This window comes from Leisingera caerulea DSM 24564 (assembly GCF_000473325.1).
GTDB classification, from domain to species: domain Bacteria; phylum Pseudomonadota; class Alphaproteobacteria; order Rhodobacterales; family Rhodobacteraceae; genus Leisingera; species Leisingera caerulea.
Genome location: NZ_KI421513.1, coordinates 1,535,241 through 1,561,474 on the forward strand (window position 1 = coordinate 1,535,241; position 26,234 = coordinate 1,561,474).

Below are 26,234 nucleotides of genomic sequence, written 5' to 3' on the forward strand. Positions count from 1 at the left end.
CGATAGGCCGGGCAGCGCCCGACCCTCCACACGGGAGGGCGCTTCACGCCCACCCAGGGTCAGGCGCTGCCCTTGTGGCAGGAACGCAGCCTCATCGCCCCTTGCCGCCCCATGCCTCCTGTGGGATTGTGCCTGCCAAGTAAGAGCAGACCACCATTTTGAGGCCCTTCGCCCCCATGACAGCCCCGGCAGCCCTGACAGGCGCGTCCCCGATCCTGCGCGAGATCTTCGGCTTTGACGCCTTCCGCCCCGGCCAGGAAGAAATCGTCGACGCCGTGACCGCCGGGGAGAACGTGCTGGCGATCATGCCCACCGGCGGCGGCAAGTCGCTGTGCTACCAGTTGCCCGCGCTGCTGCGCGACGGCATCACCGTGGTGATCTCCCCCCTCATCGCCCTGATGCGCGACCAGGTCCGCGCCCTGCAGGAGGCCGGCGTCACCGCAGGCGCGCTCACCTCCGGCAACACCGACGAAGAGACCGAGGCCGTTTGGGAGGCGATTGAGGCCGGGCGGCTGAAGCTTCTGTACATGGCCCCCGAACGCCTCGCCTCCGGCGCCGCCATGGGGATGCTGCGCCGCATCGGCGTCAGCCTGATCGCGGTGGACGAGGCGCATTGCGTCAGCCAATGGGGCCATGACTTCCGCCCTGACTACCTGCGCATCGGCGAGCTGCGCCGCGCCCTGGACGTGCCGCTGGCCGCCTTCACCGCGACAGCCGACCAGGAAACCCGGGAAGAGATCGTCCAGAAACTGTTCGACGGCGAGCCCCCCCGCAGCTTCCTGCGCGGCTTCGACCGGCCCAACATCCACCTGGCCTTCGGCGCCAAGGACAGCCCGCGCCGCCAGATCCTGGAATTCGCCGCCGCCCGCAAGGGCCAGTCCGGCATCGTCTACTGCGGCACCCGCGCCAAGACAGAGGCGCTGTCGGCCGCCCTGCGCGAAGCGGGCCACAGCGCCTGTTTCTACCATGGCGGGATGGAGGCCGAGGACCGCCGCATCGTCGAGACCCGCTTTGCCCGCGAGGACGGTCTGATCGTGGTCGCCACCGTCGCCTTTGGCATGGGCATCGACAAACCCGACATCCGCTGGGTCGCCCACGCCGACCTGCCGAAGTCCATCGAGGCTTATTACCAGGAAATCGGCCGGGCGGGGCGCGATGGCGCGCCAGCCGAAACCCTGACGCTTTTCGGCCCCGATGACATCCGCCTGCGCCGCAGCCAGATCGACGAGGGCCTCGCCCCGCCCGAACGCCGCGCCGCCGACCACGCCCGCCTGAACGCGCTCTTGGGCCTGGCCGAGGCACTGCACTGCCGCCGCCAGAAACTGCTGGGGTATTTTGGCGAGGAAGCAGAGCCTTGCGGTAATTGCGACCTTTGCGACAGCCCGGCTGATGTGTTCGACGGCACCACCGTGGTGCGAAAGGCGCTGTCAGCGGTGCTGCGGACAGAGGAATGGTTCGGCTCCGGCCATCTGATCGACATCCTTTTGGGCGCCGATAACGAGCGGATCCGCGCCAAGCGACATGACGAACTGTCGGTCTACGGCTGCGGCAAGGAGTTCGGCAAGCGCCAGTGGCAGGCGGTGTTCCGGCAGATGATGGGCCACGACCTCTTGCGCCCCGACCCGGACCGCCACGGCGCTCTGCGCTTTACCGAGGCAGCGCTGCCGATCCTGCGCGGCGAACAATCCATCGAGCTGCGCCGCGACACCATCAAATCCGCGGACCGCCGCCCGGCAGTCAAGGCGCTGGTCTCCGAGGAGGACGCGCCGCTGCTGTCCGCGCTCAAGGCCAAGCGCCGGGCGCTGGCCGAGGCGCAGAAAGTGCCGGCCTATGTGATTTTTCCGGACCGCACCCTGATTGAGATGACAGAGATGCGCCCGGAAACGCTGGACCAGATGGCGCGCGTCAGCGGTGTCGGCGCCAAGAAGCTTGAACGCTACGGCGATGACTTCCTGAGCGTGATTACCGGCGCCACGGAGCAGCTGCACCCGGCGCGGCGCAAGCTGGCAGGGCGCAACTCCGGATCCGTCTATGACGGGCTGCTGGAAGTGCAGGCGCAGCTGGCGCGCGGCGAATGCGGCACGCTGAAACCGCTCACCTGCTCGGCATCGCTGCTCGCCAAGGTGGCGCAGATGCGCAGCGATGACGAGGCCGGCATCACAAGGCTGTTAGGGGAGCGCCGCGCCGAACGTTTCGCTGCGGCGTTTCTGGACGTCCTGCGCGGCGCGGGCTAGGGTCGCGCCAAGAATCCGGGCTAGGAAAATTTGGGGGCAGATATGCTGGTAGTGACCTCTCCGGCCAAGAAGCTGGACTGGGCGGAACGGGATCAGGACATGACCTGGCCCGCGCTGCACGACGACGCGGTGGACCTGGCCGGGGTGGCCCGCGAACAGTCGGTGGCGGATCTGATGAAGCTGATGCACATCAGCGAAGATCTGGCCAAGCTGAACTACGACCGTTTCCAGGACTTCGCCGCCGATCCGAAAACCGAGGCCACCCGTCCGGCGGCGCTGGCCTTTGCCGGCGACACCTACCAGGGGTTGGAAGCGTCCTCTCTGGACGCGGAGGAAATGGCCTGGGCGCAGGAGCATTTCCGCATCCTGTCCGGCCTTTACGGCGTGCTGCGGCCCTTGGATGCGATGCAGCCCTACCGGCTGGAAATGGGATCGCGCCTGAAAAATCCGCGCGGCAAAAACCTCTATGAGTTCTGGGGCAGCCGGATTTCCGAGGCCCTGAATGCGCAGGCCGAAGCCGTGGGGGCAGAGGTGCTGGTCAACTGCGCCAGCCAGGAATACTTCGGCGCGGTGGATCTGGCGGCGCTGAAGCTGCGGGTGGTGACGCCGGTCTTCATGGAAGACAAAAACGGCACTCCCAAGGTGGTGAGCTTCTACGCCAAACGCGCCCGCGGCGCGATGACACGGTTCATCATCCAGCACCGGCTGGCAGAGGCGAATGCCTTGAAGGACTTCGATGCCGGCGGCTATGCCTACCAGCCGCAAATGTCAGAGCCGGACAAGCCGGTCTTCCTGCGCAAAGCTTGACCTGAAGGGGGGCGGCTCCCGCCCGCTCCGGCACAGTCAAAGACTGCACCGTCCAGGTTGGGCCCGGCAGCGCGCGTGCCGCGCGCTGCCGGGCCCAAGGCCGCACAAAGGGCGTTCCGGCGCAGCCGGTGCGTCCGCGGGCGCGGGAGAGCCTGGCTGCGGAACTTCTCCCGGGCGCAGAAAAAAGCCAGGACAGAGCGGCTTGCGGCTGACCGGCTGGTCCGCACGGCAAGGCCAGGGCAGGATACAGGCGCCGCTTCCGCGGTGGCGTGTTTTCTCTGCTGAGCGCAGCCCGGGCCACCCGCATTCCAGCCGCGCGTTACCCTCCGGCTGCCTGGGCCGCAGGGGGGCTGCCGGGGTCCAGCGGCCTGGTGCCGGGAGGGGCAGAATCGCGGATCTTTTCGTGGATCAGGGCCTTGCGCAGCGGCTTGGTCAGGTAATGATCCAGACCGGCTGCCAGTATGCCCTCGGAATCGCCCGCCATAGCGTGCGCGGTCAGCGCCACCACCGGCACGTGACGGCCGGTTCCGGCCTCGATCTTGCGGATCTCCGCGGTGGCTACCTTGCCGTCCATCTTGGGCATCGAGATGTCCATGAAAATCAGATCCGGCGCAAAGCTCCGGTAGGCGTCGACCGCCTCCAGGCCGTTGCTGGCGAACTTCAGCTCGATGTCCAGCTCCTTGACCATCTTGCGGAACACCAGCTGGTTGGTCTTGTTGTCCTCTGCCGCCAGCACCCGCATCCGCCGGGCTTCGGGGGCCGCCGGCGGCGCGGGCTGTTCCGGCGGCGCGGTCAGGGGGATGGCTGCGGCGGCAGGCGCCGTGTCCGGGCCGGGGGCCGTCGGGGCAGCGGCGGGCTTGCCGGCGCCGGCCAGTTTGGAGAGCTGACTGAACAGCTCATCGCGCGGCACCGGGTTCTGCAGCACACCGTTCACCAGCCTGCGGATTTCCGGATCGTTGGCAGCCTGCGGGCTGGAGTTCAGCAGCAGCACCGGCACGTCGCTCCAGCGCCCGGACTTAAGATCCCTGGCCAGTTGCACGCCATCCAGCACCGGCAGGTTGTGGCCGCTGATGACCAGGTCGATGCTTTCCTGCATTGCCCCCAGCGCGGCAGCGGCAGTGCCGGCGGCGGTGACCTGGATCCCCAGCATCAGCAGATGCTTTTGCAGGATCTCGCGGTTCAGCGGCAGGTCGTCCACCAGCAGCACATGGCGCAGGGTGCTGGGCAGCGCCGGAACCGCCGCCTCCGGGCCGGCCTCGACCGGCAGCGGCAGGCGGAAGCCAAAGCAGGAGCCCTTGCCCTCCTCGCTGTCGACCCAGATCTCGCCGCCCATCATCTCAATCAGCCGTTTGGAGATCGCCAGCCCCAGGCCGGTGCCCTCGAACTGGCGGTTGCGCTCGTCCTCGACCTGGTTGAACTCGCCGAAGATGTGGCCGATCTTCTCCTCCGGGATGCCGATGCCGGTGTCCTCGATGTTGACATGCACCGCGCATTGCTTGTCGTCAGGCGAGGTGATGCCGGTCACCCGCAGGGTCACGTGCCCCTCCTTGGTGAACTTCACCGCGTTGCCTGCCAGGTTGGTCAGCACCTGCCGGATGCGGCCCGGGTCGCCGGTGAACCGGGTCGGCAGGAACAGGTCGTAATCGACCAGCAGGGCCAGCCCCTTGTCCCGGGCAGTGGGCTGCAGCAGCATCACCACCTCATGCAGGCTGCGCTCCAGGTCAAAGGGCTCCGGATGCAGCTCCAGCTTGTCGGCCTCGATCTTGGAGTAGTCGAGCACGTCGTTGATGATGACCAGCAGCGCCTCGCCGGAATTCTTGATGGTGCTGGCATACAGCCGCTGCTCTTCGTCCAGCACGGTGTCGCACAGCAGTTCCGCCATGCCCACCACCCCGTTCATCGGAGTGCGGATCTCATGGCTCATATTGGCGAGAAAGGCGGATTTGGCGCGGTTGGCGGCTTCCGCACGGGCGCGGGCGGCGCGCAGCTCCTCCTCATAGCGCACGGTCGATGTGATATCGAGCGCCAGCGTCACCATATCGCCGTCATGGCCGCGCTGGTCGATCAGCCGCAGGTAGCGCTCGTCCCACAGCTGGATCACCACCGGTTCGGGCGCGGGCGAGAGCCAGCGCTCGTTCATCATCGCCCGCCAGGAATCCGCAGCCATGTCGCCGGTGTTGATCAGCCCCTCGTCGGTCAGCAGCTGCAGAATGCGCATGTAGGAAATGCCGGGCGCAACCTCCTCCAGGCCGTCGAAGATGTTGAGATAGGCGGTGTTGGCGCCGATCAGGTTGCTGTCGGTGTCGAAAAAGGCAAAGCCGTCCTGAAACGCCTGGATCGAATGCCACAGCCGCCGCTCCGCGGTTTCGATTTTTTCGTTGGCGGTGTGAAGGTCGGATTTCACCTTGGCGTTTTCGACGCGGACGGTGGCCACTTCGGCCTGGGTCTGGCCGATCTGCTTGGTCAGCGCCAGCGCATGGCGGCCCAGTTTGCGGTTGGCGGCAGACAGCTCCGCCTGCTTGAGCTCAAGCAGGCGTTCGGCGGCCAGCCGGGCCCGCCTCTCTTCCGCTAATTTGTCGGCAAGGCTCATCCCTGCGAACTCCGGCAATGCATCAACACAAACAACGCGCGGCCATTTCCGCACGGGCGGCAGCATGGCTGCCCTTCACGTGTTACGCGGTGGAATCTTGCTATGACGTTAAGCCCGTGCCAGCCTGTCGCCAGTATTGGAGGGTGCCATGCCGCGTCTGTTTGCTTCTGCCTTATTGTATTTTATTGCTTTTATTACGTTTTCACCGGCTGTCTGGGCCGGTCCGGAGGTTCCTGACTACCGCTACCGCTCTTACGCGGACACGGATTTCTACGGCGCCGACTTGCAGCCGCTGTTTGACACGGACCTTGAATCCTGCGCCCGTGCCTGCTCCGCCCAGGCGGACTGCGCAGGCTTTGTTTTCAATCAGCGGGCAAACGCCTGCTTCCCCAAATCGGTGCTGGCGCAATCCAGCCCCTACGCCGGCGCCATGTCGGCGGTGAAACAGCCCGCCGCACCCGCGCTGGCTGCGGCAGCGGCATCACGCGCGGCGCGGCTTGATTTCCTGCCACAGCAGGACCTGCAGCGCGCGGCCGCCTTCGCCCGCACCCTGGGGCTGGATTACCCGCTCACCGCCAATGACCCGGCTGAGGCCCGCGCCGCCGCCCGCACTCAGCTGCGCGAGGGCGATCCCCTTGCGGCCCTGCGCTGGATGGCGCAGGCGGTGGTGCTGGGCGATGAGGCCGCGGATTGGACGCAATTTTCCGCACATTTGCTGCGCGCCGCCAAAGACAGCCGCAGCCGCAGCCAGCAGCGCCGTTACTTCGCGCAGGCGTATGCCGCGGCGCTGAACGGCTATCTGCGGGCCGCCGCGCCCGCAGCCCAGGCAGAGGCGCTGGCAGCCGCCGCTGACGCGCAGCAGGTGCGCAGCCAGGGCCGCGCCATGCTGCCGCTGTTGCGGCTGGCACAAGACATCGCGCCCGATGCCGCCCGCGCCGCGCAGCTGGAGGATGCGATTGCCAAACACGGCTTCCGGGTGCTCACCAGCACCGTCGAAAGCGACAGCGCCGCACCGCGCATCTGCGCCGAGTTCTCCGAGGATCTGGAGCAGGCCGGCACCGATTACGAAAACTACGTCCGCCTGCCGGAGGGCAGCCTGGCCGTCACCGCCCAGGGCCGCCAGCTGTGCCTCGACGGGGCAGAGCACGGCAAGCGCTACCGCATCACCCTGCGCCGCGGCCTGCCCGCGGCCGGCGGCGAGCAGCTTTATAAGGACGTGGAGCTGACCCACTACGTGCGCGACCGCGCCCCTGAGGTGCGCTTCCCGGGCCGTGCCTATGTGCTGCCGGCCGGCGGCTTGGCGGCGCTGCCAGTGGAAACCGTGAACCTCACGGAACTCGACCTGCGCCTGCGCCGGGTCAGCAGCCGCAACGTGCTGCGCACCCTGCAGGAGGGCTACTTTGCCAAGCCGCTCTCACAGTGGGAGGACAAGCATTTCGCCGCGGACATTGCCGAGGAAATCTGGACCGGCAGCGCCGAAGTGGACACCGCGCTCAATCAAGCGATGACCAGCCGCCTGCCGCTGGATGAGGCTCTAACGGGCGCGAAACCGGGCCTTTATGCCCTCACCGCGCGGCTGCCGGGCGCTGATCCTTACGAGGACGCCGGCGCCACCCAGTGGTTCGTGCTGACCTCCCTGGGTCTGTCCACCATGTCCGGCAGCGACGGCCTGCATGTGCAGGTGCAGGGCCTGGCGGATGCCAAGCCGCAAGCCGGCGCCGAGGTCAGCCTGATCTCCTCCGCCAACGAGGTGCTGGCAACCCGGACCAGCGACGCCAGCGGCTATGTGCATTTCGCCCCCGGCCTCACCCGCGGCGCCGGCGGCGCCGCGCCCGCGCTGATCACCGCGCGGGCAGGGGAGGGCGATTTCACCTTCCTGCCCCTGAACGATGCGGCCTTTGACCTGTCCGACCGCGGCGTGGCCGGCCGCCCCGCGCCGGGACCGGTGGATGTGTTCCTGGCGACCACCCGCAGCGCCTTCCGCGCCGGCGAAACCGTGCATGTGACCGCGCTGGCCCGCGACAGCAAGGCACAGGCGATCGACGGCCTGCCGCTCACCGCGATCCTGCTGCGCCCCGACGGCGTGGAATACACCCGCCAGACCTCTGCCAGCGGCCATCAGGGCGGCCATGTCTTTGCGCTGGCCACCGGTCCCGCCGCCCCGCGCGGCACCTGGCGGATCGAGATCAAGAGCGACCTCGAGGCCCCCGCGCTCGCCAGCCGCCAGATCCTGGTCGAGGACTTCCTGCCGGAACGCATCGACTTCACGCAGCAGGTCGCCAATGCCCATAGCCTGCAGCCCGGCGGTGCCGCTCAGATCGCGCTGCAAGCCGACTACCTGTTCGGCGCGCCGGGTGCCGGGCTGAAGGTGGAGGGCGATATCCGCCTCACCGCCGCCAGCACGCTGGACCAATGGCCGGGCTTCCGCTTTGGCCGCTATGACGAGGCCTCCTCCGCCCAGACCGAATATTTCGGCGGCCAGGAAACCGGCCCTGACGGCGCCGCAGCTTTCACGGCAAACCTCCCCGCCGCCACCCCGGCGGAAGGCAAGCCGCTGCTGGCCACCCTGACCACCCGCGTCGCTGACGGTTCCGCCCGCCCGGTGGAGCGCACGCTGGAGCTGCCCGTCCGCCCCGCTGGCCCTGTCCTCGGCATCAAACCGCAGTTTGACGAGGTCGCAGCCGAAGGCTCTGAGGCAGGTTTCGAACTCATCGCCCTGGCCCCGGACCTCACTCCCATGCCGATGCGTGTGAAATGGACCCTGAACCGGGTCGAGACGCGCTATCAGTGGTATCAGCTCTACGGCAACTGGAACTGGGAGCCCATTACCCGCCGCACCCGCATCGCGACGGGCGAGGCGCAGCTGGGCAGCGACCCCCTGCCGCTCTCACAGCCTGTCGACTGGGGCCGTTACGAGCTGGTGGTTGAACGCCTCGACGGCGAATATGCCTCAGCCGCCTATGATTTCTACGCCGGCTGGTACGCCCCCGAAGGCAGCACCGAAACACCCGCCCGGCTGGAGCTGTCACTGGACCGCGAAAACTACGCCCCCGGCGACACTGCCCGCCTGCGCATCGTGCCGCAGGCCGCGGGCACCGCGCTGGTCTCTGTAGCCTCCAACCATCTGATCCACCGGATGGCGGTAGAGGTCCCCGCTGGCGAAACCGTGATCCCGCTGGAGGTGACACAGGACTGGGGCAGCGGCGCCTATGTGACCGCCACCGTGATCCAGCCCGTTGAAGGCGACCGCGGCCGCACGCCGTTGCGCGCCCTGGGCCTCGCCCACGCCAGCGTCACCCAGCCCGGCCAGCAGCTGCAGGTCGCGATTGACGTCCCCGAAGTGGCCCGCCCGCGCGGCACCCAGGTGGCGAAACTCCGTGTCGATGGCGCGGCAGAGGGCGAGGAGGTCTGGCTCACCGTGGCTGCAGTGGACCTCGGCATCCTCAACCTCACCGGCTTCACCAGCCCCGATCCCAGCGCCCATTACTACGGCCAGCGCCGCTTAGGCGTGGAACTGCGCGACGTCTACGGCCGCCTGATTGATCCCGGCAACGGCGCGATGGGCCGCATCCGCTCCGGCGGCGATGCGGACAGCGGCATGAAGATGCAATCGCCGCCCCCCACCCAGGACCTCGCGGCGCTGTTCTCCGGTCCCCTGAAAGTGGACGCAAACGGAGAGGCCGAATTCCCGATGACGCTCCCCGCCTTCAACGGCACCGTGCGGCTGATGGCGGTCGCCTGGTCAGGCAAGGCCGTGGGCCAGGCCGAGGCCGACATGCTGGTGCGCGACCCGGTGGTGGTCACCGCCGCCCTGCCGCGCTTCCTGGCGCCGGGGGATCAAAGCCGCGCAAGGATCGAGATCGTCCATGCCGATGGCCCGGCAGGTGAGATGGCGCTGACCGCAACCACCGCAGGCGGCCTGACGCTCGGAAGCCTGCCTGCCGCTCTCACCCTGACGGAGCAGGCCAAGACAGTGCTGGAATTGCCAGTGACAGCAGAAACCGTGGGCGACCACGAGTTGACCCTCACCCTCACCACCCCGGACGGGCAGGCGCTGCGGCAGGACCTGCGCCTGCCGGCCCGTGCCAATGACCCGGTGACCTCTGAAACCCGCCGCTTCACCCTCGCGGGCGGCGACACCTTCCTGTTCAGCCAGGACGTCTTTGCGGGCCTGCGCCCCGGCACCGCCCGCGCCACCATCTCCTCTGGCCCGCTGGCGAAATTCGACGTGCCGGGCCTGCTGGCAGAACTGGACCAGTACCCCTACGGCTGCACTGAGCAGGTGACCTCCAAGGCGCTGCCGCTCCTCTACCTCAGCTCTGTCGCCCAAGCCGCAGGGCTGGGCAGCGGCCCGGCGGTGGACGCCCGCATCAACGCGGCAATCCGCCAGGTGCTGACCCGCCAGGCCCCATCGGGCGCCTTCGGCATGTGGCGCGCCGACAGCGGCGAGTTCTGGCTGGACGCCTATGCCAGCGACTTCCTCAGCCGCGCCCGCGCCCAAGGGTATGAGGTACCGCAGCAAGCCTTTGCCCAGGCGATGGACAACCTGCGCAACCGCATCAACTACGCCGCCGATTTCGACACCGGCGGCGAGGAGATCGCCTATGCCCTCCTCGTGCTGGCCCGCGAAGGTGCGGCCCAGATGGGCGACCTGCGCTACTACGCGGATGTAAAGGGAGAGGCCTTTGCCACGCCCCTTGCCGCCGCCCAGCTGGGCGCCGCGCTTGCGGCCTATGGCGACCAGCGCCGCGCCGACCGGATGTTCGCCCGCGCCGCGCAGATGATCGGCAATGATACGCAGAACGAGGCCCGCCTCTGGCGCGCCGACTTCGGCACCCGTCTCCGCGACACTGCCGGCGTCCTGGCGCTGGCGGCAGAGGCCGGATCAGAGGCCGTGGACCGTGACAGACTGTCGGCGCGTCTTGCGAACGCCAGCGGCGCCCGCTCCACGCAAGAGGCCGCCTGGACGCTGATGGCAGCCCGCGCGCTGGCGCAGAACCCTGAGGCATCTGGCCTCCTGGTCAACGGCCAGCCCGTCGAGGGTCCCTTTGTCCAGGCCGCAGACGCGCAGGACATGTCGGAGCTCGCCCTGACCGCCGCCAATGGCCGCACCGCGGACATCACCCTCACCACCCTCGGCGTGCCAGAGGTCCCGCCCGCTGCGGGCGGTTTCGGCTACACCATCGAACGCAGCTACTTCACGCTGGAAGGCCAGCCTCTGGACGCTGGGTCCGTGCAGGCTGGCGCACGCTTCGTGGCGGTCCTGCGGGTGAAGCCGCATGAAAAAACCGGCGCCCGGCTGATGATCAACGATCCGCTGCCCGCGGGGTTTGAGATCGACAACCCCAACCTCCTGCGTTCCGGCGATCTGCGCGATCTCGACTGGCTGAACCCGGCTGAGGCTGAACACGCCGAATTCCGCAGCGACCGCTTCCTGGCGGCGGTGAATGTGCGCGATGCTGCGCCGGTGACGCTGGCCTATGTGGTCCGCGCGGTGACGCCCGGGACGTTCCACCACCCTGCGGCCTCGGTCGAGGACATGTACCGCCCCGCCTACCGCGCCCGCACTGGCACGGGGCGCGTGGTCGTGAAGTGAAACGCTGGCTGACCAAAGCGAAGGGCAGCGCCCGAGCCTGGGTGGGTGCGAAGCGCCCTCCCATGGGGAGGGTCGGGCGCTGCCCGGCGGTGCCGCCGGGCGGGAGGTGGAAACGGAGCGCTTTGGCCTTAGCGCTTCTGATTGCGGTAACGGTCACCGCCTACCGCAGCTTCGACACTTGGATCGAGAACACGAACCTCCCCCTCACCCTGACAGAAACCTCCACCGAGGTCCTCGACCGCAACGGCAAGCTCCTGCGCGCCTACCCCGTGGGCGACGGCCTCTGGCGCCTCGCCGTCCAGCCCCAGGACGTCGACCCGCATTTCCTGAACATGCTCCTGCGCTACGAGGACAAGCGCTTCCGCTCCCACGCCGGCGTCGATCCCATCGCCCTGATCCGCGCCGCAGGCCAGGCGCTGCGGAACGGGCGCGCGGTCTCCGGCGGCTCCACCCTCACCATGCAGGTCGCGCGCCTCTTGGAGGACGGCACCACCGGCCGCTGGGCGGGCAAGCTGCGCCAGATGCGCGTCGCGCTGGCGCTCGAACGCCGGCTCAGCAAGGATCAGATCCTCACCCTCTACCTGACCCACGCCCCCTATGGCGGCGCGGCAGAGGGCATCCGCGCGGCAACCTACAGCTGGTTCGGCAAGGAGCCGAACCGCCTGACGCCCGCAGAGGCCGCGCTGCTGGTGGCCCTGCCGCAATCCCCCGGGCGCCGCCGCCCCGACCGCTTCCCCGACGCCGCCAGCGAGGCCCGCAACCGCGTGCTGGCCCGGATGCAGCGCCAAGGCATCGTCACCGCAGAACAGGCCGAGGCCGCCCGCCGCACCCCGCTGCCGCACCGCATGGCCGCCTTCCCGCGCCTCGCCCCGCATCTGGCGGACCGGGTGACCGCCCAGCACCCCGGCAAACGCCAGCTGCGCCTGACCCTCGACGGCGCGGTGCAATCCCGGATGCAGCAGCTGCTGGCAGAGGCCGCCCGCAGCACCGGCCCGCGCCTCTCCGCCGCCCTCATCGCCGCCGATCACCAGACCGGCGAAGTGCTGGCGCTGGTTGGCTCGCCCGGTTATTCGGATGCGCAGCGGCGCGGCTTTGTCGATATGACCCAGGCGATCCGCTCCCCCGGCTCCACCCTGAAACCGCTGATCTACGGCCTCGCCTTCGACCAGGGCCTGGCGCACCCGGAAACCCTGATCCACGACGGCCCGGTCAACTTCGCAGGCTACGCGCCGCAGAATTTCGACGGTGAATTCCGCGGCGACATCAAGCTGCGCGAGGCGCTGCAGCTGTCCCTCAACATCCCCGTGGTGAAGCTGACGCAGGAACTGGGACCGGCGCGGGTGATGGCGTCCTTGCGCGCAGGCGGCGCCAAACCGGAACTCCCCGGCGGCGCGCCGGGCCTGGCGCTGTCGCTCGGGGGCCTCGGCATCAGCCTGCAGGATATGGTGCAGCTCTACGCCGGGCTGGCGGCAGGCGGGCAGGGGCCTGCCTTGCGCGTGCTGCAGGGTGAGGCGCCCGCACCCGCAGGCCGCCTCACCTCGCCCGAGGCCGCCTGGCAGGTTGCCGACATCCTGCGCGGCCTGCCGGTGCCCGCTGGCGCGCGCGCAGGCACGATCGCATACAAGACCGGCACCTCCTACGGCCACCGCGACGCCTGGGCGATCGGCTGGGACGGGCGCCACGTGATCGGCGTCTGGATGGGCCGCGCCGACGGCACACCTGTTCCCGGCATCTTCGGCGGCGATCTGGCCGCGCCGGTACTGTTTGAGGCCTTCGGGCGGCTTAAGCCCGCGCTCGATCCTCTACCGCCGCCGCCCCCCGCCACGCTGATCGTCAGCTCCGCAGACCTGCCGCAGCCGCTGCAGCGCTTCCGCCCCCGCGACGCCGCCTTCTCCCGGCCTGCCGGTGCGCCGGAGCTGATTTTCCCGCCCGAAGGCGCCCGGCTGGCACTGGACGACGCAGACCTGACGCTCAAACTGCGCGGCGGCACCGCGCCGTTTCTGGTGCTGGCGAACGGCCGGCCGGTGCTGTCAGGCCAGCGCCGGCGCGAATTCTCCGTCCCCAGCCCCGGCCCCGGCTTCTCCTCGCTGGTGATTGTGGATGGCGCAGGCCGCTCGGACCGGGTCAATCTGCGGATCGACTAAGGTGCGGATCAGCCGGGGCGGGGCTGTTTTCCAGAAACCGGGCCGGGCCCAACGTTCGCGGGATTCGCAAGAAAACCTGCGAAGGGCGGGAGAGCCCCGGGGTGCGAAAGCCGCCTACCTCCGCCCCTCGCGCAGCCAGCCGGCCACCAGAAAAAACGCCGCCATCACCAGCGCCAGCCAGGCCGGCAGCAGCGGCCCCTGGGACACCGACAGCGTCTCATAAGCCTCCCGCGGCGTCAGCCCGATCCAGCCGCGCCCCGAGGCCGGGCGCCCGGCGCGCACGCTGCGCAAGGACGGCATCCCGTCCTCCAGCCGCAGAACGCCGCCGCGCAGAGGCTCCAGCACCGGCGCCAGCACGGAGCCTGTGGCAATGGTTTCCTCAAACTCCTTGGGGGCGGCAGGGCCAAGCCCGACCACAGTGCTCTCTTCACCTTCCTGCAGCCGGTACAGACCCGGCTCCGGCCCCTCATAGCGGGTTTCCCACTGGCCCGGCGCGGTTTGGCGCAGATCCAGCTCCACCGCGGAGCCATCCGGATTGGTCACCGTGACCGGCCCGGCCTGCCCGGCCAGCGTGCGGCGCAGGATACGCATCCGCTGGCCAGAGGTCTCGGCCCACAGCGCCTCTTCCTCCAGCTCCGGCTCCTTCATCATCCAATGCGCCAGCCGCCGCAGCAGCTCCAGCTGCGGCCCGCCGCCCTCGTACCCGCGGCTCCACAGCCAGGCGTGGTCCGAGGCCAGCAAGGCGACCCGGCCCTCGCCGACCCGGTTCAGCACCAGCAACGGACGCTCCCCCGCGCCGCTCATCAGCACATGTCCTTCCGGCGTCCTCAGCTCAATCTGGCGCAGCCAGCGGCCCCAGTCCGCAGCCCCCTCCAGGCCCGAGGTCACCGGGTGCTGCCTGCCCAGATCCGTCACCGCGGGCCGGTACGCCTCCTCCAGCACCCGGGCCGAGGGTTCGGCAGGCAGGATCAGCGACAGCGGCGAGCGGTAGATGCTGTCGGCGCTGGCAAAATCCGGGCCGGCCGCCACCAGCACCGCGCCGCCGCCCATCGCGTAATTGGCCACGTTGTCCAGATAGACCGCAGGCAGGATGCCGCGCCGCTTGTAGCGGTCAAAGATGATCAGGTCGAAATCGTCGATTTTCTCCAGGAACAGCTCGCGGGTGGGGAAGGCAATCAGCGACAGCTCCTCCACCGGCACCCCGTCCTGCTTTTCCGGCGGGCGCAGGATGGTGAAATGCACCAGGTCCACCGCGCTGTCGGATTTCAGAAGGTTGCGCCAGGTGCGCCCGCCCGCGTGCGGCTCGCCCGACACCAGCAGCACCCTCAGCCGGTCGCGCACCCCGTTGATCTGCACCAGCGCGGCGTTGTTGCGCGCGGTCAGCTCGCCCGGCTCTTCCGGCACGCTGAACTGGATCACGTTGCGCCCGCCGTGCTGCAGCACCATCGGCAGCTCGAAATCCACGCCCACGGGCAGGGTAAAGCGCTGCGGTTCATCGCCCCCGACCGAGATGTCCAGATCGGCAAAGCTGCCCTCAGCCGGCGCCGCGCCCTGATCCTCGATCCTGAGCGTCAGCGTGACCGGCTCGCCGATGATGGCAAAGCCGGGGGCGTTCTTGACGATCAGGCGGCGGTCCCAGTCGTCTTCGCGCCCGGTCAGCAGCAGGTGCATCGGCGCAGGCAGGCTGACCGCCTGGTCCGCGTCATGCACCTGGCCGTCGGACAGGGCGATGATGCCTGCGACCCGCGCCCGCGGCTCGTCCGCCAGCGCCTGCGCAATGGCCGCCATCAGCCGGGTGCCCTCGTCGCCCTCGCCATCCGGCACGGTGACCCAGCGCACATCGGTGCCGGGCCGGTTTTCCAGCGCTGCCCTCAGCTGGCTGCGGGCACGCTCCATCTGCTCCGGCCGGCCGCGCAGCTGCTGGCTGGCGGTCTGGTCCTCCGCCACGATCACGATGTCATCCAGCGGCGCGCGGTCCTCGCTCTGATGCACCGGCCCGGACAGCGCGGCCAGCAGCACCAGTGCCGCCAAGGCCCGCAAGGCCCAGCCCGACAGCCCGTTCCACAGCCCCAGCAGCAGCGCCGCCAGGGTCACGCCGCCCGCGGCCCAGATCACGGGCCAGGGCACCAGAGGGTCAAACAGGATCGTCTGTGTCATGAAACCACCCCTATTGCCCCAGCCGGTCCAGGAGCGCCGGCACATGCACCTGGTCGGATTTGTAATTGCCGGTCAGCACATGCATCACCAGGTTGACGCCGAACCGGTAAGCCAGCTCCCGCTGCCGCTCGCCGGCATAGCCGCGCCCGACCGGCAGCAAGGGCCGCCCGTTTTCATCCACCGCCCAGGCTGCGGCCCAGTCGTTGCCGCCGATCACCACCGGCGTCACCCCGTCGTTCAGATTGCGGAAGGGGATGCCCTCGGCCTGCTCCGCATCCGGCGACGCGGCCTCGACCCAGACCGGGCCGCGGCTGTGGCGGCCGGGGAAATCCTGCAGCAGGTAGAAGGCGCGGGTCAGCACATGGTCTTCCGGCACCACCTCCAGCGGCGGGATGTCCAGCGGCAGCGCAATCTGCTGCAGCCGCCGCGCCGCCGGGCTGCTGGCGCCGGCAGAGGCGAGATCGGCGTCGCGGGTATCGAACAGGATCATCCCGCCCGCCCGCAGATAGGTGTTCAGCTTCGAGTAAGCCTCGGAGGAGGGCAGCGGCTGGTCCCGCGTGACCGGCCAGTACAGCAGCGGGAAAAACGCCAGCTCATCCCGCTCCAGGTCGACGCCTGCCGGGTTGGCCGGCTCCACCGAGGTGCGGAAGAACAGCGTGTCCGACAGCCCGCGCAGGCCGGCCTCGGCGAGGCGGTCGATCTCCGCGTCGCCGGTCAGAACATGCGCCAGCACCAGTTCCGAGGCCAGCTCTGCCGCCCGGAAATCCGCCTGCGCCTGCTGCTGCGGCGGACCCTCCTGCGCGCGTGCATCCTGGGGCGCCGCCAGCGCCGCCAGCCCAACCGCCGCCGCCAGCGCGGCGGTGCGGGCCCGGCCCAAGAGACCGGACACCAAGAGCGTGCCCAGCACATCCAGCGCCAAAAGCATCAGCGCCAGCGTCAGCAAGGCCCCGCCCAGCGGCATCTCCTGCGGCGCGTCATAGCCGCTAACCTCCACCGAGGCAGGCCAGCGCGCCGCCAGCAGCTCATCTTCGGGGCGCAGCACGTTGCGTGCCAGCATCCGCCGCCCGCCGTCGTAGACACCGGGGCGCAGTTCCGGCCCCGCGGGCGCCGCCACCAGATCCGGCCCCTTGACCCCCGGCAGCGTTTCCGCCGCCTCCAGCCGGCCGAACCCGTCCAGCACCTCCACCGGGGTCCAGGTGGTGCCTTCCAGATCCTCGGCCTTGGGCGCAGCGGCAGAGGAGGACACCGCCAGCCGCTCCAGCATTGCCACGAACAGGCCCGACAGCGGCAGGCTGCTCCACTCCGCATTCGCCGTCACGTGAAACAATACCACCTGGCCCTGGCCCAGCGTCTTGCGGGTGACCAGCGGGGTGCCGTCGGCCAGTTCCGCAATGACGCGGTCCGCCAGCTGCGGATCGGGCTGCGCCACCACTTGCGAGCTGATCGCCACCTCCCGCGGCACCTCCAGCCCGTAAAAGGGCGAGTCTTCGGCAAACGGCGCCAGCGTCTTCGGCTCGCCCCAGCTCATCGCGCCGCCGATGCTGCGCCCGCCAATGCGCAGGCGCACCGGCATCAGGGGCTCCTCGCCGCTGCGCGCGGTGTCGCTGGCCGCCAGCCGCGGCCCGGCAAAGCGCAACAGCAGGCCGCCGTTTTCCACCCATTCGATCACCGCCTCTTCCTGCGCGGGCGCCAGCCGCGCCACGTCGGCCAGCACGATCACATCCGGGTTCGCAGGCAGCAGATCCCGCAGCGCGCCCTCCAGCAGCTCGGCCGAGGGCGCCAGCGCCTGGCGCAGGTAATGCAGCGGCGACAGCAGCGCCAGGCCTTCATCCGCGCTTTCGGAGGAGACCAGCGCCACCTCGCGCCGCCGCAGGCTGTCGTCGGTCAGCGCCACCGCGCCCGCCGATGTCTCGCCGCGGATTTCGAACCGCGACAGCCGCGCCCGCAGTTCGGCGGGCAGCGACAGCTCAGCCGAGGCCGCGCGGGCGCCATCCGCAAACCGCAGCGGCAGCGCAGCCAGACTGCGCTCGGTGCCGCCGGGATCCTTGCCCTGCGCCACCACCGCAACCTCCTGCGCGGGTCCGGCGCGGCTGCGCTGGACCGTCAGTTCAATCGCCCCGCCGGTATAGCGCGCGGGCAGCAGGCCCAGCACCGGCAAGGGCTGCTCAAAGACCTCAATCCCGCCGCGCCGGCTCAGCGCCTCGATCAGCCCCTCGCGGCCCGGATACTCCAGCCCGTCGCTGAACCAGACGGTGTCAAATCCGCCCTCCGCCCCGTCAATCGCCGCCAAAGCCTGCTCCAGCTGCTCCGGCCCCGGCTGCCAGGGCAGGGGCGCCAGCCCCGCCAGCTGCCGCTGCCAGTCGCTGGCGGCGCGGAATTGCAACACCTCCGGTGCGCTCAGGCGCAAGACCGCCACCGGGCGTTCCGCCCGGCCCGCTTCCTCCAGCTGCACCCCGGCCTGGGCGCTGGTCTGTTCCCAGCCCGCCGCGCCGCCCCAGCTGGCGTCCATCACAATCAGCAGCGGCCCGCTGCCGCCCGCGTCTTCGGTAGAGGGGTTCAGCACCGGCCCCGCCAGCCCGATTATCGCCGCCGCCACCGCCAGCAGCCGCAGCAGCAACAGCCACCAGGGCGTGCGGTCCGACAGGCTCTCGTCATCCTTCAGGCCCAGCAGCAGTGTCACCGCCGGGAACGGCTGGCGCTTGGGCGCGGGCGGGATCGCCCGCAACAGCAGCCACAGCACCGGCAGCGCCAAAAGCCCCAGCAGCAGCCAGGGCGCGGAAAAGCCGATGCCTGCAATCATTGTCATGGCGCGGTCCGTTCCAGTGCATGGTAAAGCCACATCAGCGCCGCCTGCGCCGGATCGCCCGTGTGATGCTGCCCGAACCGCCAGCCGGCCTCGCGGCAGAGGCGTTCCAGCGCGCCCCGCCGTTCTGCCAGCCTGTCCAGATAGCGCTCCTGCAGGGCAGAGGCCTTCAGTGTTTCATGTGTGACACCGCCGCCCATGCTTTCAAACAATGTGCGCCCGGAGAAGGGAAACGCCTCCTCCGCCGGGTCCAGCACCTGCAGCAGCACGCCGCGCACCCCGCGCGCGGCGGCCTTGGACAGGGCCTGCTCCACCGGTTCATACGGCCCCAGAAAGTCAGAGATGAACAGCGCCCGCGCATGCGGGATCAGCGCGCGGTGGCCGGGCGGGGCGTAATCTTGCGCATCATCCGCCGACAGTGCCTCCGCCAGCCGCAGGATCTGCACATTGCCGCGCCGGGGCGGCAGGCTGCCGCCGGTCAGGCCGACCCGCTCACCGCCTTGCACCATCAGAACAGCGGCGGCCAGGCCCAGCAGCCGGGCCTGATCCACCTTCTGCGGCAGCTTGGGAGAGGAGGCAAACCGCATCGACGCGCCGGTATCCACCCACAGATGCACCGTCTGCGAGATATGCCATTCCCGCTCGCGCACATATTGCACATCGCCCATTGCCGACCGCCGGTGGTCGATCATCCGGCGGCTGTCGCCGGCCTGCGCCGGGCGGTACTGCCAGAAATCATCGCCCGTGCCGGCCCGGCGGCGGCCATGCTCGCCCATCAGCACAGAGCCCGCCAGATGCCGCGCCTGCACCAGCAAGGGCGGCAGGGCGCTGGCCTCGGCCTCCGCCCGGTGCCGCAGTCCTGCTGCTGCCTGAGAGGCGGCGGGCCTGGTCACGCGGCGGCCCCGGTCCGGGCCAGTTCGCTCGCGGTTTCCCCGATCAGCGCCGCCAGGCTTTCACCCCGTGCCCGCGCGGCAAAGTTCAGCTGCATCCGGTGGCTCAGCACCGGTTTCGCCATGTCCAGCACGTCGTCTGCATTGGGCGCCAGCCGCCCCTGCAAGAGCGCCCGCGCCCGCACCGCCAGCATCAGCGCCTGCGCCGCCCGCGGGCCCGGCCCCCAGGCCACGGTCTGCGCCACATGGTCAGAGACGCCGGGTTCCTCAGGGCGGAAGGCGCGCACCAGGTCCAGGATCATCTCCACCACCGATTCGCCCACCGGCATCCGCCGCAGCAGGGCCTGGGCCTCAATCAGCTCGGCGGCGGTAAACACCTGATAGGCCTCCGCTTCCTCTGCCCCGGTGGTGGCCAGCAGAATATCCCGCTCGGTCGCGCGGTCGGGGTAATTCACGTCGATCTGCAGCAGGAACCGGTCCAGCTGCGCCTCCGGCAGCGGATAGGTGCCTTCCTGCTCAATCGGGTTCTGGGTCGCCAGCACATGGAACGGCGCCCCCAGGGAGCGGTCCTCGCCCGCCACCGTCACCACCCGCTCCTGCATCGCCTGCAACAGCGCCGATTGGGTGCGCGGGCTGGCGCGGTTGATCTCATCCGCCATCAACAGCTGGCAGAACACCGGCCCCGGCACAAACCGGAACGAGCGGTGGCCGTCGGCGGCGGTGTCCAGCACTTCGGAGCCCAGAATGTCGGCGGGCATCAGGTCCGGGGTGAACTGAATGCGGTTGCCATCCAGCCCCATCACCGTGCTGAGGGTTTCCACCAGCCGGGTCTTGCCCAGGCCGGGCAGGCCGATCAGCAGCCCGTGGCCGCCGCACAAAAGCACCGACAGGGTGAGGTCCACCACCCGCTCCTGGCCGATGAACCGTTTGGTGATCGACGCGCGCGCCTCTTGCAGCTTGGCTTCCAGCGCCTCGATGCCGGCCAGCAGATCGTCCGTTTCAGGCATGACATTCCTCGTTTCCCGGATGTATGCTGTTACTCTATCGTGCTGACAGGAAATGGCAAAAGCAATGAGCGGACAAAAACCTGTGACCCCCGATGCCGAAGGCATCGCCGCGGCGGCCAAAGCGGCCGGAAAAGGGAAGGGATTGCCGCCCGTGCACCTGTGGAATCCGCCGTTTTGCGGCGACCTGGACATCCGCATCGCCCGCGACGGCAGCTGGCATTACCTCGGCACCCCGTTCAACCGGTTTGAACTGGTCAAGCTGTTTGCCTCCATCCTTAAGCTGGAGGACGGCAGGTATTACCTTGTCACGCCTGTGGAAAAGGTCGGCATCACCGTCGATGACGCGCCCTTTGTGGCGGTGGATTTCGACGCGGCGGGGCAGGGGCGCGAGCAGGTGATCACCTTCACCACCAGCCTCGGCGACACCGCCGCAGCGGGCCCGGAGCACCCGATCCGGGTGGAGCGCGACGGCGAAAGCGGCGAGCCGTCTCCCTATGTCATGATCCGCGCAGGCCTTGAGGCGCTGATCGACCGTAAAAGCTTCTACCGGCTGGCGGAGCTGGGCGAACACCACGACGGCTGGTTCGGCGTCTGGTCCAACGGGGAGTTTTTTTCCCTGATCCCCTCAGCAGAGCTGGACGCGGAGTAGACCGCCCGCCGCCAGCGGCAGGCCCGGGCGCAAACCGGACCTGCCGCCCGGCAGCTATCCCTTGAAAATTTAGCGAAAACTTGCCGGTTTTGCCGCCGGCAGCCAAGGTTTGCGGCCGCTGCCTTGCGGGAAAGCGACAATGCGTCTTTTTCTGTGTCTTGGCCTCATGGATTCGCGCGAGATAAACCACCGTGAAGCCAGGAGGACCCGCATGCCCAGATTCGCAGCCAACATTTCGATGCTGTTTGCAGAGCTGCCCTATCTCGACCGGTTTCCGGCCGCCGCCGCCGCCGGGTTCGAGGCGGTGGAGATCCTTAACCCCTATGAGCTGGCCGCCAAGGAGACCCAGCGCGCGCTGCTGGCCAACGGGCTGGAACTGCTGCTGATCAACGCGCCGCCGCCGAATTACACCGGCGGCATGCCCGGCTACGCGGCGGTGCCGGACGGGGCGGACCGCTTCCAGCGCGACATCCGCCGGGTGCTGCGCTACGCCGAGGCGCTGAAGGCGGGCAAGATCCACGTGATGGCGGGCTATGCCAAGGGCGATGCCGCGCTGCAGACCTTTGTCGAAAACCTGCAATGGGCGGCCGACCGGGCGCCGGGCCAGCAGTTCACCATCGAGCCGTTGAACAGCGGCGACCAGCCCGGCTATTTCCTTGATGACTACACCCTGGCGGTAGAGGTGCTGGACGCGGTGGACCGGCCCAACGTCGGCCTCCAGTATGACGCCTACCACGCCCAGCTGATCCACGGCGACGCCGCCAAAGTGTGGGAGACCTTCGGCAGCCGCGCGGTGCATGTGCAGATCGGCGCCGCCCCCGGGCGCTGCGAGCCGGGTACCGGGCCGGTCGATTTCCAGCGGCTGTTCGCGGCCATCGACGCCAGCGGCTATGACGGCTGGGTCAGCGCCGAATACACCCCCTCGACCCGCCGGACCGAAGACAGCCTCACCTGGATGCGCTGAGCCGCCGCAGGGCGGAAACACATTCGTGAATTGAAATGTGATGCGGCGGACGCCATAAGGCGGGGGTGAGTTGACCAAGGAGGCCGCCGATGCTGCCCGCCCGTTTTGCGCCTGTGCTGTTCAGCCTGATCCTGTCGGGGCTGATGTCCTGCATCGTGACCTGCGTGGCGACCTGGAAGGCGCTGGGGCTTGGCGCGGGTTTTGCCCAGGACTGGATGCAGGCGTGGATGGCCAGCTGGCCGATTGCCTTTGCCGTCGCCTTCACCGCCGCGCCGCTGGTGCGGCGGCTGGTGGCGAAACTGGTCAAGCAGCCGCTGCAGGGCTGAGGACCGCAAGGGCGGCTCCCGCCCGCTGCACGCTGCATCGCAGATGCAGCAGCAGCCGTTGGGCCGGGCGCCGCTGGCGCGTCGCAGGTTTCTTGCTGAGAAGCCCCTAAGGGCAGGGCTGCCCTTGAGAGGCGTTTCCGATTGTTTTCAGGGCAGGCCGCGTCAAGGGCAAGCCGCGCTGAACGCGCGGAGGCTGGCGCCTCCCTTGACCCGGAGCCGAACCGCTGCGCGTCCCGTCACGCCGCGCCAGCGGCGCTGGGCCCAACGGGGTGAGACCGGCAGGCCGAAGCCGGGCGGGAGCGCCCCGCCGGCCTTGAGAAACCTGACTTAATGCGCCTCGGCCCAGTTCTGGCCGCGGCCCGCATCCACCACCAGTTTCACATCCAGATGCACCGCCGGATCGGCGGCGTTTTCCATCACCTCGCGGGCGGCAGCGATGGTGTCCTCCACCGCCGCTTCCGGCACTTCGAACAAGAGTTCATCGTGCACCTGCAACAGCATCCGCGCGGGCAGATGGGCAATCGCCTCCGGCATCCGGATCATCGCCCGGCGGATCACGTCGGCGGCCGTCCCCTGGATCGGCGCGTTGATCGCCGCGCGTTTGGCAAAGCCGGCCTTCGGCCCCTTGGCGTTGATCTCCGCAGTGTGGATCTTGCGCCCGAACAGGGTCTGCACATAGCCATGCTCCTTGGCGAACTCCACCGTCGAGTCCATGTATTTCCGGATGCCCGGGAAGCGCTCGAAATAGCGGTCGATGAAGCCCTGCGCGTCCTTGCGCGGGATGCGCAGGTTGCGCGCCAGGCCAAAGCCCGAGATGCCGTAGATCACACCAAAGTTGATCGCCTTGGCCTGACGGCGGATCTCCGGCGTCATCTCCTCCAGCGGCACCTCGAACATCTCCGAGGCGGTCAGCGCGTGAATGTCCTGCCCCTCGGCAAAGGCCTGTTTCAGCGTGTCGATTCCAGCCATATGCGCCAGAATGCGCAGCTCGATCTGGCTGTAGTCGAGCGACAAGAGCACATTGCCCTCTTCCGCCACAAAGGCTTCGCGGATGCGGCGGCCTTCCTCGGTGCGGACGGGAATGTTCTGCAGGTTCGGATCGGTCGAGGCCATGCGCCCCGTGCTGGCGCCGGTCTGGGCATACGAGGTATGCACCCGGCCCGTATCGGGGTTGATGTGGTCCTGCAAAGCGTCCGTATAGGTCGACTTCAGCTTGCTGAGCTGCCGCCAGTCCAGCACGCGGGCAGGCAGGTCGTGTTCTGTCGCCAGATCCTCCAGGATATCGGCGCCGGTGGAATACTTGCCGTTCTTGCCGCGCTTGCCGCCGGGCAGGGACATCTTGTCGAACAGGATCTCGCCCAGCTGCGCGGGCGAGCCGACGTTGAAACTTTCGCCCGCCAGCTCGTGGATCTCCGCCTCCAGCGCCGCCATCTTCTGGGCAAAGGCATTGGACATGCGGCTCAGCGTGTCGCGGTCCACCTTGATGCCGTTGCGCTCCATATCCGCCAAGACCGGCACCAGCGGCCGCTCCAGCGTTTCATAGACCGTCGTTACCCGCTCCTGATGCAGCTGCGGCTTGAACAGCTGCCACAGGCGCAGGGTGATGTCGGCATCCTCAGCCGCATAAGGCACCGCATCGTCAATCGGCACCCGGTCAAAGGTGATCGCCGATTTGCCGGTCCCCAACAGCGGCTTGATCGGGATCGGCGTGTGATCCAGATAGCGCTCCGACAGCGTGTCCATACCATGCCCGTGCATCCCCGCATGCAGCGCATAGGACATCAGCATGGTGTCGTCGACCGGCGCCACATCCACCCCGTAGCGGTGCAGGATCTTGGCGTCGTATTTCATGTTCTGGCCGATTTTCATGATGGCCGGGTCTTCCAGAACCGGCTTCAGCATTGCGACCGCCTCCTCCAGGGGCATCTGCCCCTCGGACAGGCCCTCGCCGCCAAACAGGTCATCGCCCCCGGCCTTATGCGCCAGCGGGATATAGCAGGCCTCGCCCGCCTCCACGCACAGCGAGATGCCGACCAGATCCACCACCATCTCATCCAGGCCCGTGGTCTCGGTGTCCACCGCCACCCAGCCGCGCTGGCGGATGCGGTCGACCCAGGCTTGCAGCGCTGCTGCATCGCGGACGCATTCGTATTTGTCCTTGTCAAACGGCACCGCCTCCGGCGCCTCTGCCGCCGCGGAGACCGGCGCTGCGGCGGGCGCGTCCGGGATCGCCGGCGCCTCAACGCCCAGCCGGTCGGCCATGCGCTTGGACAGGGTGCGGAACTCCATCTCGGTCAGGAAGCCCATCAGGGTCTCGGCGTCCGGCTCCATCACCTCCAGATCATCCAGGGTGAAGTCCAGCTCCATATTGCAGTCCAGCTGCACCAGCTTCTTCGACAGCTCGATCTGCTCCCGCATCTCGATCAGCGTCTGCCGGCGCTTGGGCTGCTTGATCTCCTCGGCGCGGTCCAGCAGCTCTTCCAGCGAGCCGAATTCGTTGATCAGCAGCGCGGCGGTCTTGATCCCGATCCCCGGCGCGCCCGGCACGTTGTCGACGCTATCACCGGCCAGCGCCTGCACATCCACCACACGCTCGGGGCCGACGCCGAACTTCTCCACCACGCCGTCGCTGTCGATGCGCTTGTTCTTCATCGCGTCCAGCATCTCAACCCCGCCGCCAACCAGCTGCATCAGGTCCTTGTCCGACGAGATGATGGTGACCCGCCCGCCCGCATCGCGCGCCTGATGCGCCAGCGTGGCGATGATGTCATCGGCCTCAAAGCCCTCGATCTCCTTGCAGGCGATGTTGAAGGCCTTGGTCGCCTCGCGGGTCAGCGGGAACTGCGGCACCAGATCCTCGGGCGCGGGCGGGCGGTTGGCCTTGTACAAATCGTACATCTCGTTGCGGAACGACATGCCGGAATGGTCAAAGATCACCGCCACATGAGTCGGCGCATCCGGGCCCTTGGCGTCCTCCACCTGCTTGAACAGCATGTTGCAGAAGCCCGCCACGGCCCCGATCGGCAGCCCGTCGGATTTGCGCGTGAGCGGCGGCAGCGCATGATAGGCGCGGAAGATGAAGGCCGAGCCGTCGATCAGATGCAGATGGCAGCCCTTGCCGAATGTTGTCCCGCTCATGTGCGCCGCGCTCCCGTTGGAAATCCGTTCGTGTTCTGTTTCCCGGTTATCGGTGATCCGGGCAGGAAGGGCAATTGCCGTTTGCCGCCGGCGGCAGGAACCGGCAGCGGCGGTCCGGCGCCGCCTCAGCCCGCCCCATGTTCCAGCCGCGGCCCGCCTGTGATAGACCTGCGGCTTCCCTTCATTGCACAGCAGGATCGAACCCCATGCAGCTCAACGGAAAAACGGTCATTGTCACGGGCGGCAGCGATGGCATCGGCAAGCATATCTGCCTGAAACTGGCCGCCGCGGGCTGCAAGCTGGCCATTCTGGGCCGCAACCGGGACCGGCTGGACCAGGTGGCAGAGGCGGCCCGCAGCCTCGGCGCGCCTGAGGCCCGCAGCTACGGGGCGGACATGACCGATCCGGCGGCAATTGCGGCTGCTGCGTCGGCTATTCTGCAGGACTTCGGCAGCGTGGATATCCTGATCAACAATGCGGGCATTTGGCACAAGGCGGGCCCGCTCGACAGCATTTCCGAGGAGATGCTGATGGCCACCGTGCAGACCAACCTGACCGGCCTGATGCAGCTGACCCGCCACCTGCTGCCTGCCCTGCGCACCCGCGATGAGGCCGCGATTGTGAACGTCGCCTCCAAATCCGGTGTCGTGGCGCAGGCGGGGCAGTCCGTTTACACCGCCACCAAATACGGCGTGCGCGGCTTCACTGATGTGCTGAAGGTCGATGAGGCAGAAACCGGCGTGCGCGTTGCGGGCCTGTATCAAAGCGGCACCAACACCGGCATGTTCGCCAAGGCGGGCGAAGACGTCCCCAACCATATCTTCACCGAGCCGGAAGACCTGGCGGATGTGGTGGTCTTCATGCTGTCGCGCCCGCCGAAGCTGTGGATGCACGAGGTGCGCGTCGAGCTCTGACCGCCGCCGCCCGCC

At 68.7% G+C, this 26,234-nt stretch carries 14 protein-coding genes; 8 read left to right on the forward strand and 6 right to left on the reverse strand.

Features of this window, described 5'->3' with window-relative positions:
- The first annotated feature begins 176 nt into the window (after nucleotides 1-176).
- The gene (gene recQ / locus CAER_RS0114860) at nucleotides 177-2,234 is read left to right on the forward strand and encodes a DNA helicase RecQ (protein ID WP_027236108.1); all 2,058 of its coding nucleotides are present in this window, start codon (nucleotides 177-179) and stop codon (nucleotides 2,232-2,234) included.
- Nucleotides 2,235-2,276: 42 nt separating this feature from the next.
- On the forward strand, nucleotides 2,277-3,041 hold the full coding sequence (yaaA, locus tag CAER_RS0114865; RefSeq protein WP_027236109.1) for a peroxide stress protein YaaA: 765 nt from the start codon (nucleotides 2,277-2,279) through the stop codon (nucleotides 3,039-3,041).
- Between the two features lie 319 nt (nucleotides 3,042-3,360).
- Here yaaA and CAER_RS0114870 read toward each other — a convergent pair whose 3' ends face one another.
- Nucleotides 3,361-5,631 carry a response regulator gene (locus tag CAER_RS0114870; RefSeq protein WP_027236110.1) on the reverse strand — a complete coding sequence of 757 codons (2,271 nt, stop codon included), beginning with the start codon at nucleotides 5,629-5,631 and terminating at the stop codon, nucleotides 3,361-3,363.
- A gap of 148 nt (nucleotides 5,632-5,779) precedes the next feature.
- Here CAER_RS0114870 and CAER_RS0114875 point away from each other — a divergent pair, with 148 nt between their 5' ends.
- Both CAER_RS0114875 and pbpC read left to right on the forward strand, forming a co-directional pair.
- A complete protein-coding gene (locus tag CAER_RS0114875; protein WP_027236111.1) occupies nucleotides 5,780-11,227 on the forward strand; it encodes an alpha-2-macroglobulin family protein in 5,448 nt (1,815 codons plus the stop codon).
- A gap of 62 nt (nucleotides 11,228-11,289) precedes the next feature.
- Nucleotides 11,290-13,371, forward strand: a complete 2,082-nt coding sequence (gene pbpC, locus CAER_RS0114880; protein WP_409359725.1) for a penicillin-binding protein 1C — start codon at nucleotides 11,290-11,292, stop codon at nucleotides 13,369-13,371.
- A 114-nt stretch (nucleotides 13,372-13,485) separates the two neighbouring features.
- Here pbpC and CAER_RS0114885 read toward each other — a convergent pair whose 3' ends face one another.
- From CAER_RS0114885 to CAER_RS0114900, 4 genes are read right to left on the reverse strand one after another with little or no spacing between them, the layout of a single operon-like run.
- A complete protein-coding gene (locus CAER_RS0114885; protein ID WP_027236113.1) occupies nucleotides 13,486-15,528 on the reverse strand; it encodes a membrane protein in 2,043 nt (680 codons plus the stop codon).
- 10 nt (nucleotides 15,529-15,538) lie between these two features.
- Entirely contained in the window at nucleotides 15,539-18,334 is a 2,796-nt protein-coding gene (locus CAER_RS0114890) for a DUF4159 domain-containing protein (protein WP_027236114.1), read from the reverse strand.
- Nucleotides 18,331-19,224 carry a DUF58 domain-containing protein gene (locus tag CAER_RS0114895; protein ID WP_027236115.1) on the reverse strand — a complete coding sequence of 298 codons (894 nt, stop codon included), beginning with the start codon at nucleotides 19,222-19,224 and terminating at the stop codon, nucleotides 18,331-18,333. Before CAER_RS0114895 ends, CAER_RS0114890 begins: the two co-directional genes overlap by 4 nt.
- Nucleotides 19,221-20,228, reverse strand: coding sequence for an AAA family ATPase (locus tag CAER_RS0114900; protein WP_027236116.1), 1,008 nt, complete (start codon nucleotides 20,226-20,228; stop codon nucleotides 19,221-19,223). The genes CAER_RS0114895 and CAER_RS0114900 overlap by 4 nt, the downstream gene beginning before the upstream one ends.
- Nucleotides 20,229-20,292: 64 nt before the next feature.
- On the opposite strand from CAER_RS0114900, the gene CAER_RS0114905 reads away from it, so the two are divergent.
- The 3 genes from CAER_RS0114905 to CAER_RS0114915 all read left to right on the forward strand — a co-directional run bounded on the left by CAER_RS0114905 (nucleotide 20,293) and on the right by CAER_RS0114915 (nucleotide 22,167).
- Complete coding sequence (locus tag CAER_RS0114905) at nucleotides 20,293-20,877, forward strand: DUF1285 domain-containing protein (RefSeq protein ID WP_027236117.1); 585 nt, start codon at nucleotides 20,293-20,295, stop codon at nucleotides 20,875-20,877.
- 211 nt (nucleotides 20,878-21,088) lie between these two features.
- Complete coding sequence (locus tag CAER_RS0114910; RefSeq protein ID WP_027236118.1) at nucleotides 21,089-21,841, forward strand: hydroxypyruvate isomerase family protein; 753 nt, start codon at nucleotides 21,089-21,091, stop codon at nucleotides 21,839-21,841.
- 89 nt (nucleotides 21,842-21,930) lie between these two features.
- Nucleotides 21,931-22,167, forward strand: a complete 237-nt coding sequence (locus CAER_RS0114915; RefSeq protein WP_027236119.1) for a DUF2798 domain-containing protein — start codon at nucleotides 21,931-21,933, stop codon at nucleotides 22,165-22,167.
- A gap of 327 nt (nucleotides 22,168-22,494) precedes the next feature.
- Here CAER_RS0114915 and polA read toward each other — a convergent pair whose 3' ends face one another.
- Nucleotides 22,495-25,305 carry a DNA polymerase I gene (gene polA, locus CAER_RS0114920; RefSeq protein ID WP_027236120.1) on the reverse strand — a complete coding sequence of 937 codons (2,811 nt, stop codon included), beginning with the start codon at nucleotides 25,303-25,305 and terminating at the stop codon, nucleotides 22,495-22,497.
- A gap of 206 nt (nucleotides 25,306-25,511) precedes the next feature.
- Between polA and CAER_RS0114925 the strand changes: the two genes are divergently transcribed.
- Nucleotides 25,512-26,219: an SDR family NAD(P)-dependent oxidoreductase gene (locus CAER_RS0114925; RefSeq protein WP_027236121.1), complete on the forward strand. Its 708-nt coding sequence runs from the start codon at nucleotides 25,512-25,514 to the stop codon at nucleotides 26,217-26,219.
- Nucleotides 26,220-26,234: the final 15 nt, after the last annotated feature.

Coding starts and splice junctions, on each gene's coding strand:
- recQ (WP_027236108.1), top strand. CDS start 177: ATGACAGCCCCGGCAGCCCTGACAGGCGCGTCCCCGATCCTGCGCGAG.
- yaaA (WP_027236109.1), top strand. CDS start 2,277: ATGCTGGTAGTGACCTCTCCGGCCAAGAAGCTGGACTGGGCGGAACGG.
- CAER_RS0114870 (WP_027236110.1), bottom strand. CDS start 5,631: ATGAGCCTTGCCGACAAATTAGCGGAAGAGAGGCGGGCCCGGCTGGCC.
- CAER_RS0114875 (WP_027236111.1), top strand. CDS start 5,780: ATGCCGCGTCTGTTTGCTTCTGCCTTATTGTATTTTATTGCTTTTATT.
- pbpC (WP_409359725.1), top strand. CDS start 11,290: ATGGGGAGGGTCGGGCGCTGCCCGGCGGTGCCGCCGGGCGGGAGGTGG.
- CAER_RS0114885 (WP_027236113.1), bottom strand. CDS start 15,528: ATGACACAGACGATCCTGTTTGACCCTCTGGTGCCCTGGCCCGTGATC.
- CAER_RS0114890 (WP_027236114.1), bottom strand. CDS start 18,334: ATGACAATGATTGCAGGCATCGGCTTTTCCGCGCCCTGGCTGCTGCTG.
- CAER_RS0114900 (WP_027236116.1), bottom strand. CDS start 20,228: ATGCCTGAAACGGACGATCTGCTGGCCGGCATCGAGGCGCTGGAAGCC.
- CAER_RS0114905 (WP_027236117.1), top strand. CDS start 20,293: ATGAGCGGACAAAAACCTGTGACCCCCGATGCCGAAGGCATCGCCGCG.
- CAER_RS0114910 (WP_027236118.1), top strand. CDS start 21,089: ATGCCCAGATTCGCAGCCAACATTTCGATGCTGTTTGCAGAGCTGCCC.
- CAER_RS0114915 (WP_027236119.1), top strand. CDS start 21,931: ATGCTGCCCGCCCGTTTTGCGCCTGTGCTGTTCAGCCTGATCCTGTCG.
- polA (WP_027236120.1), bottom strand. CDS start 25,305: ATGAGCGGGACAACATTCGGCAAGGGCTGCCATCTGCATCTGATCGAC.
- CAER_RS0114925 (WP_027236121.1), top strand. CDS start 25,512: ATGCAGCTCAACGGAAAAACGGTCATTGTCACGGGCGGCAGCGATGGC.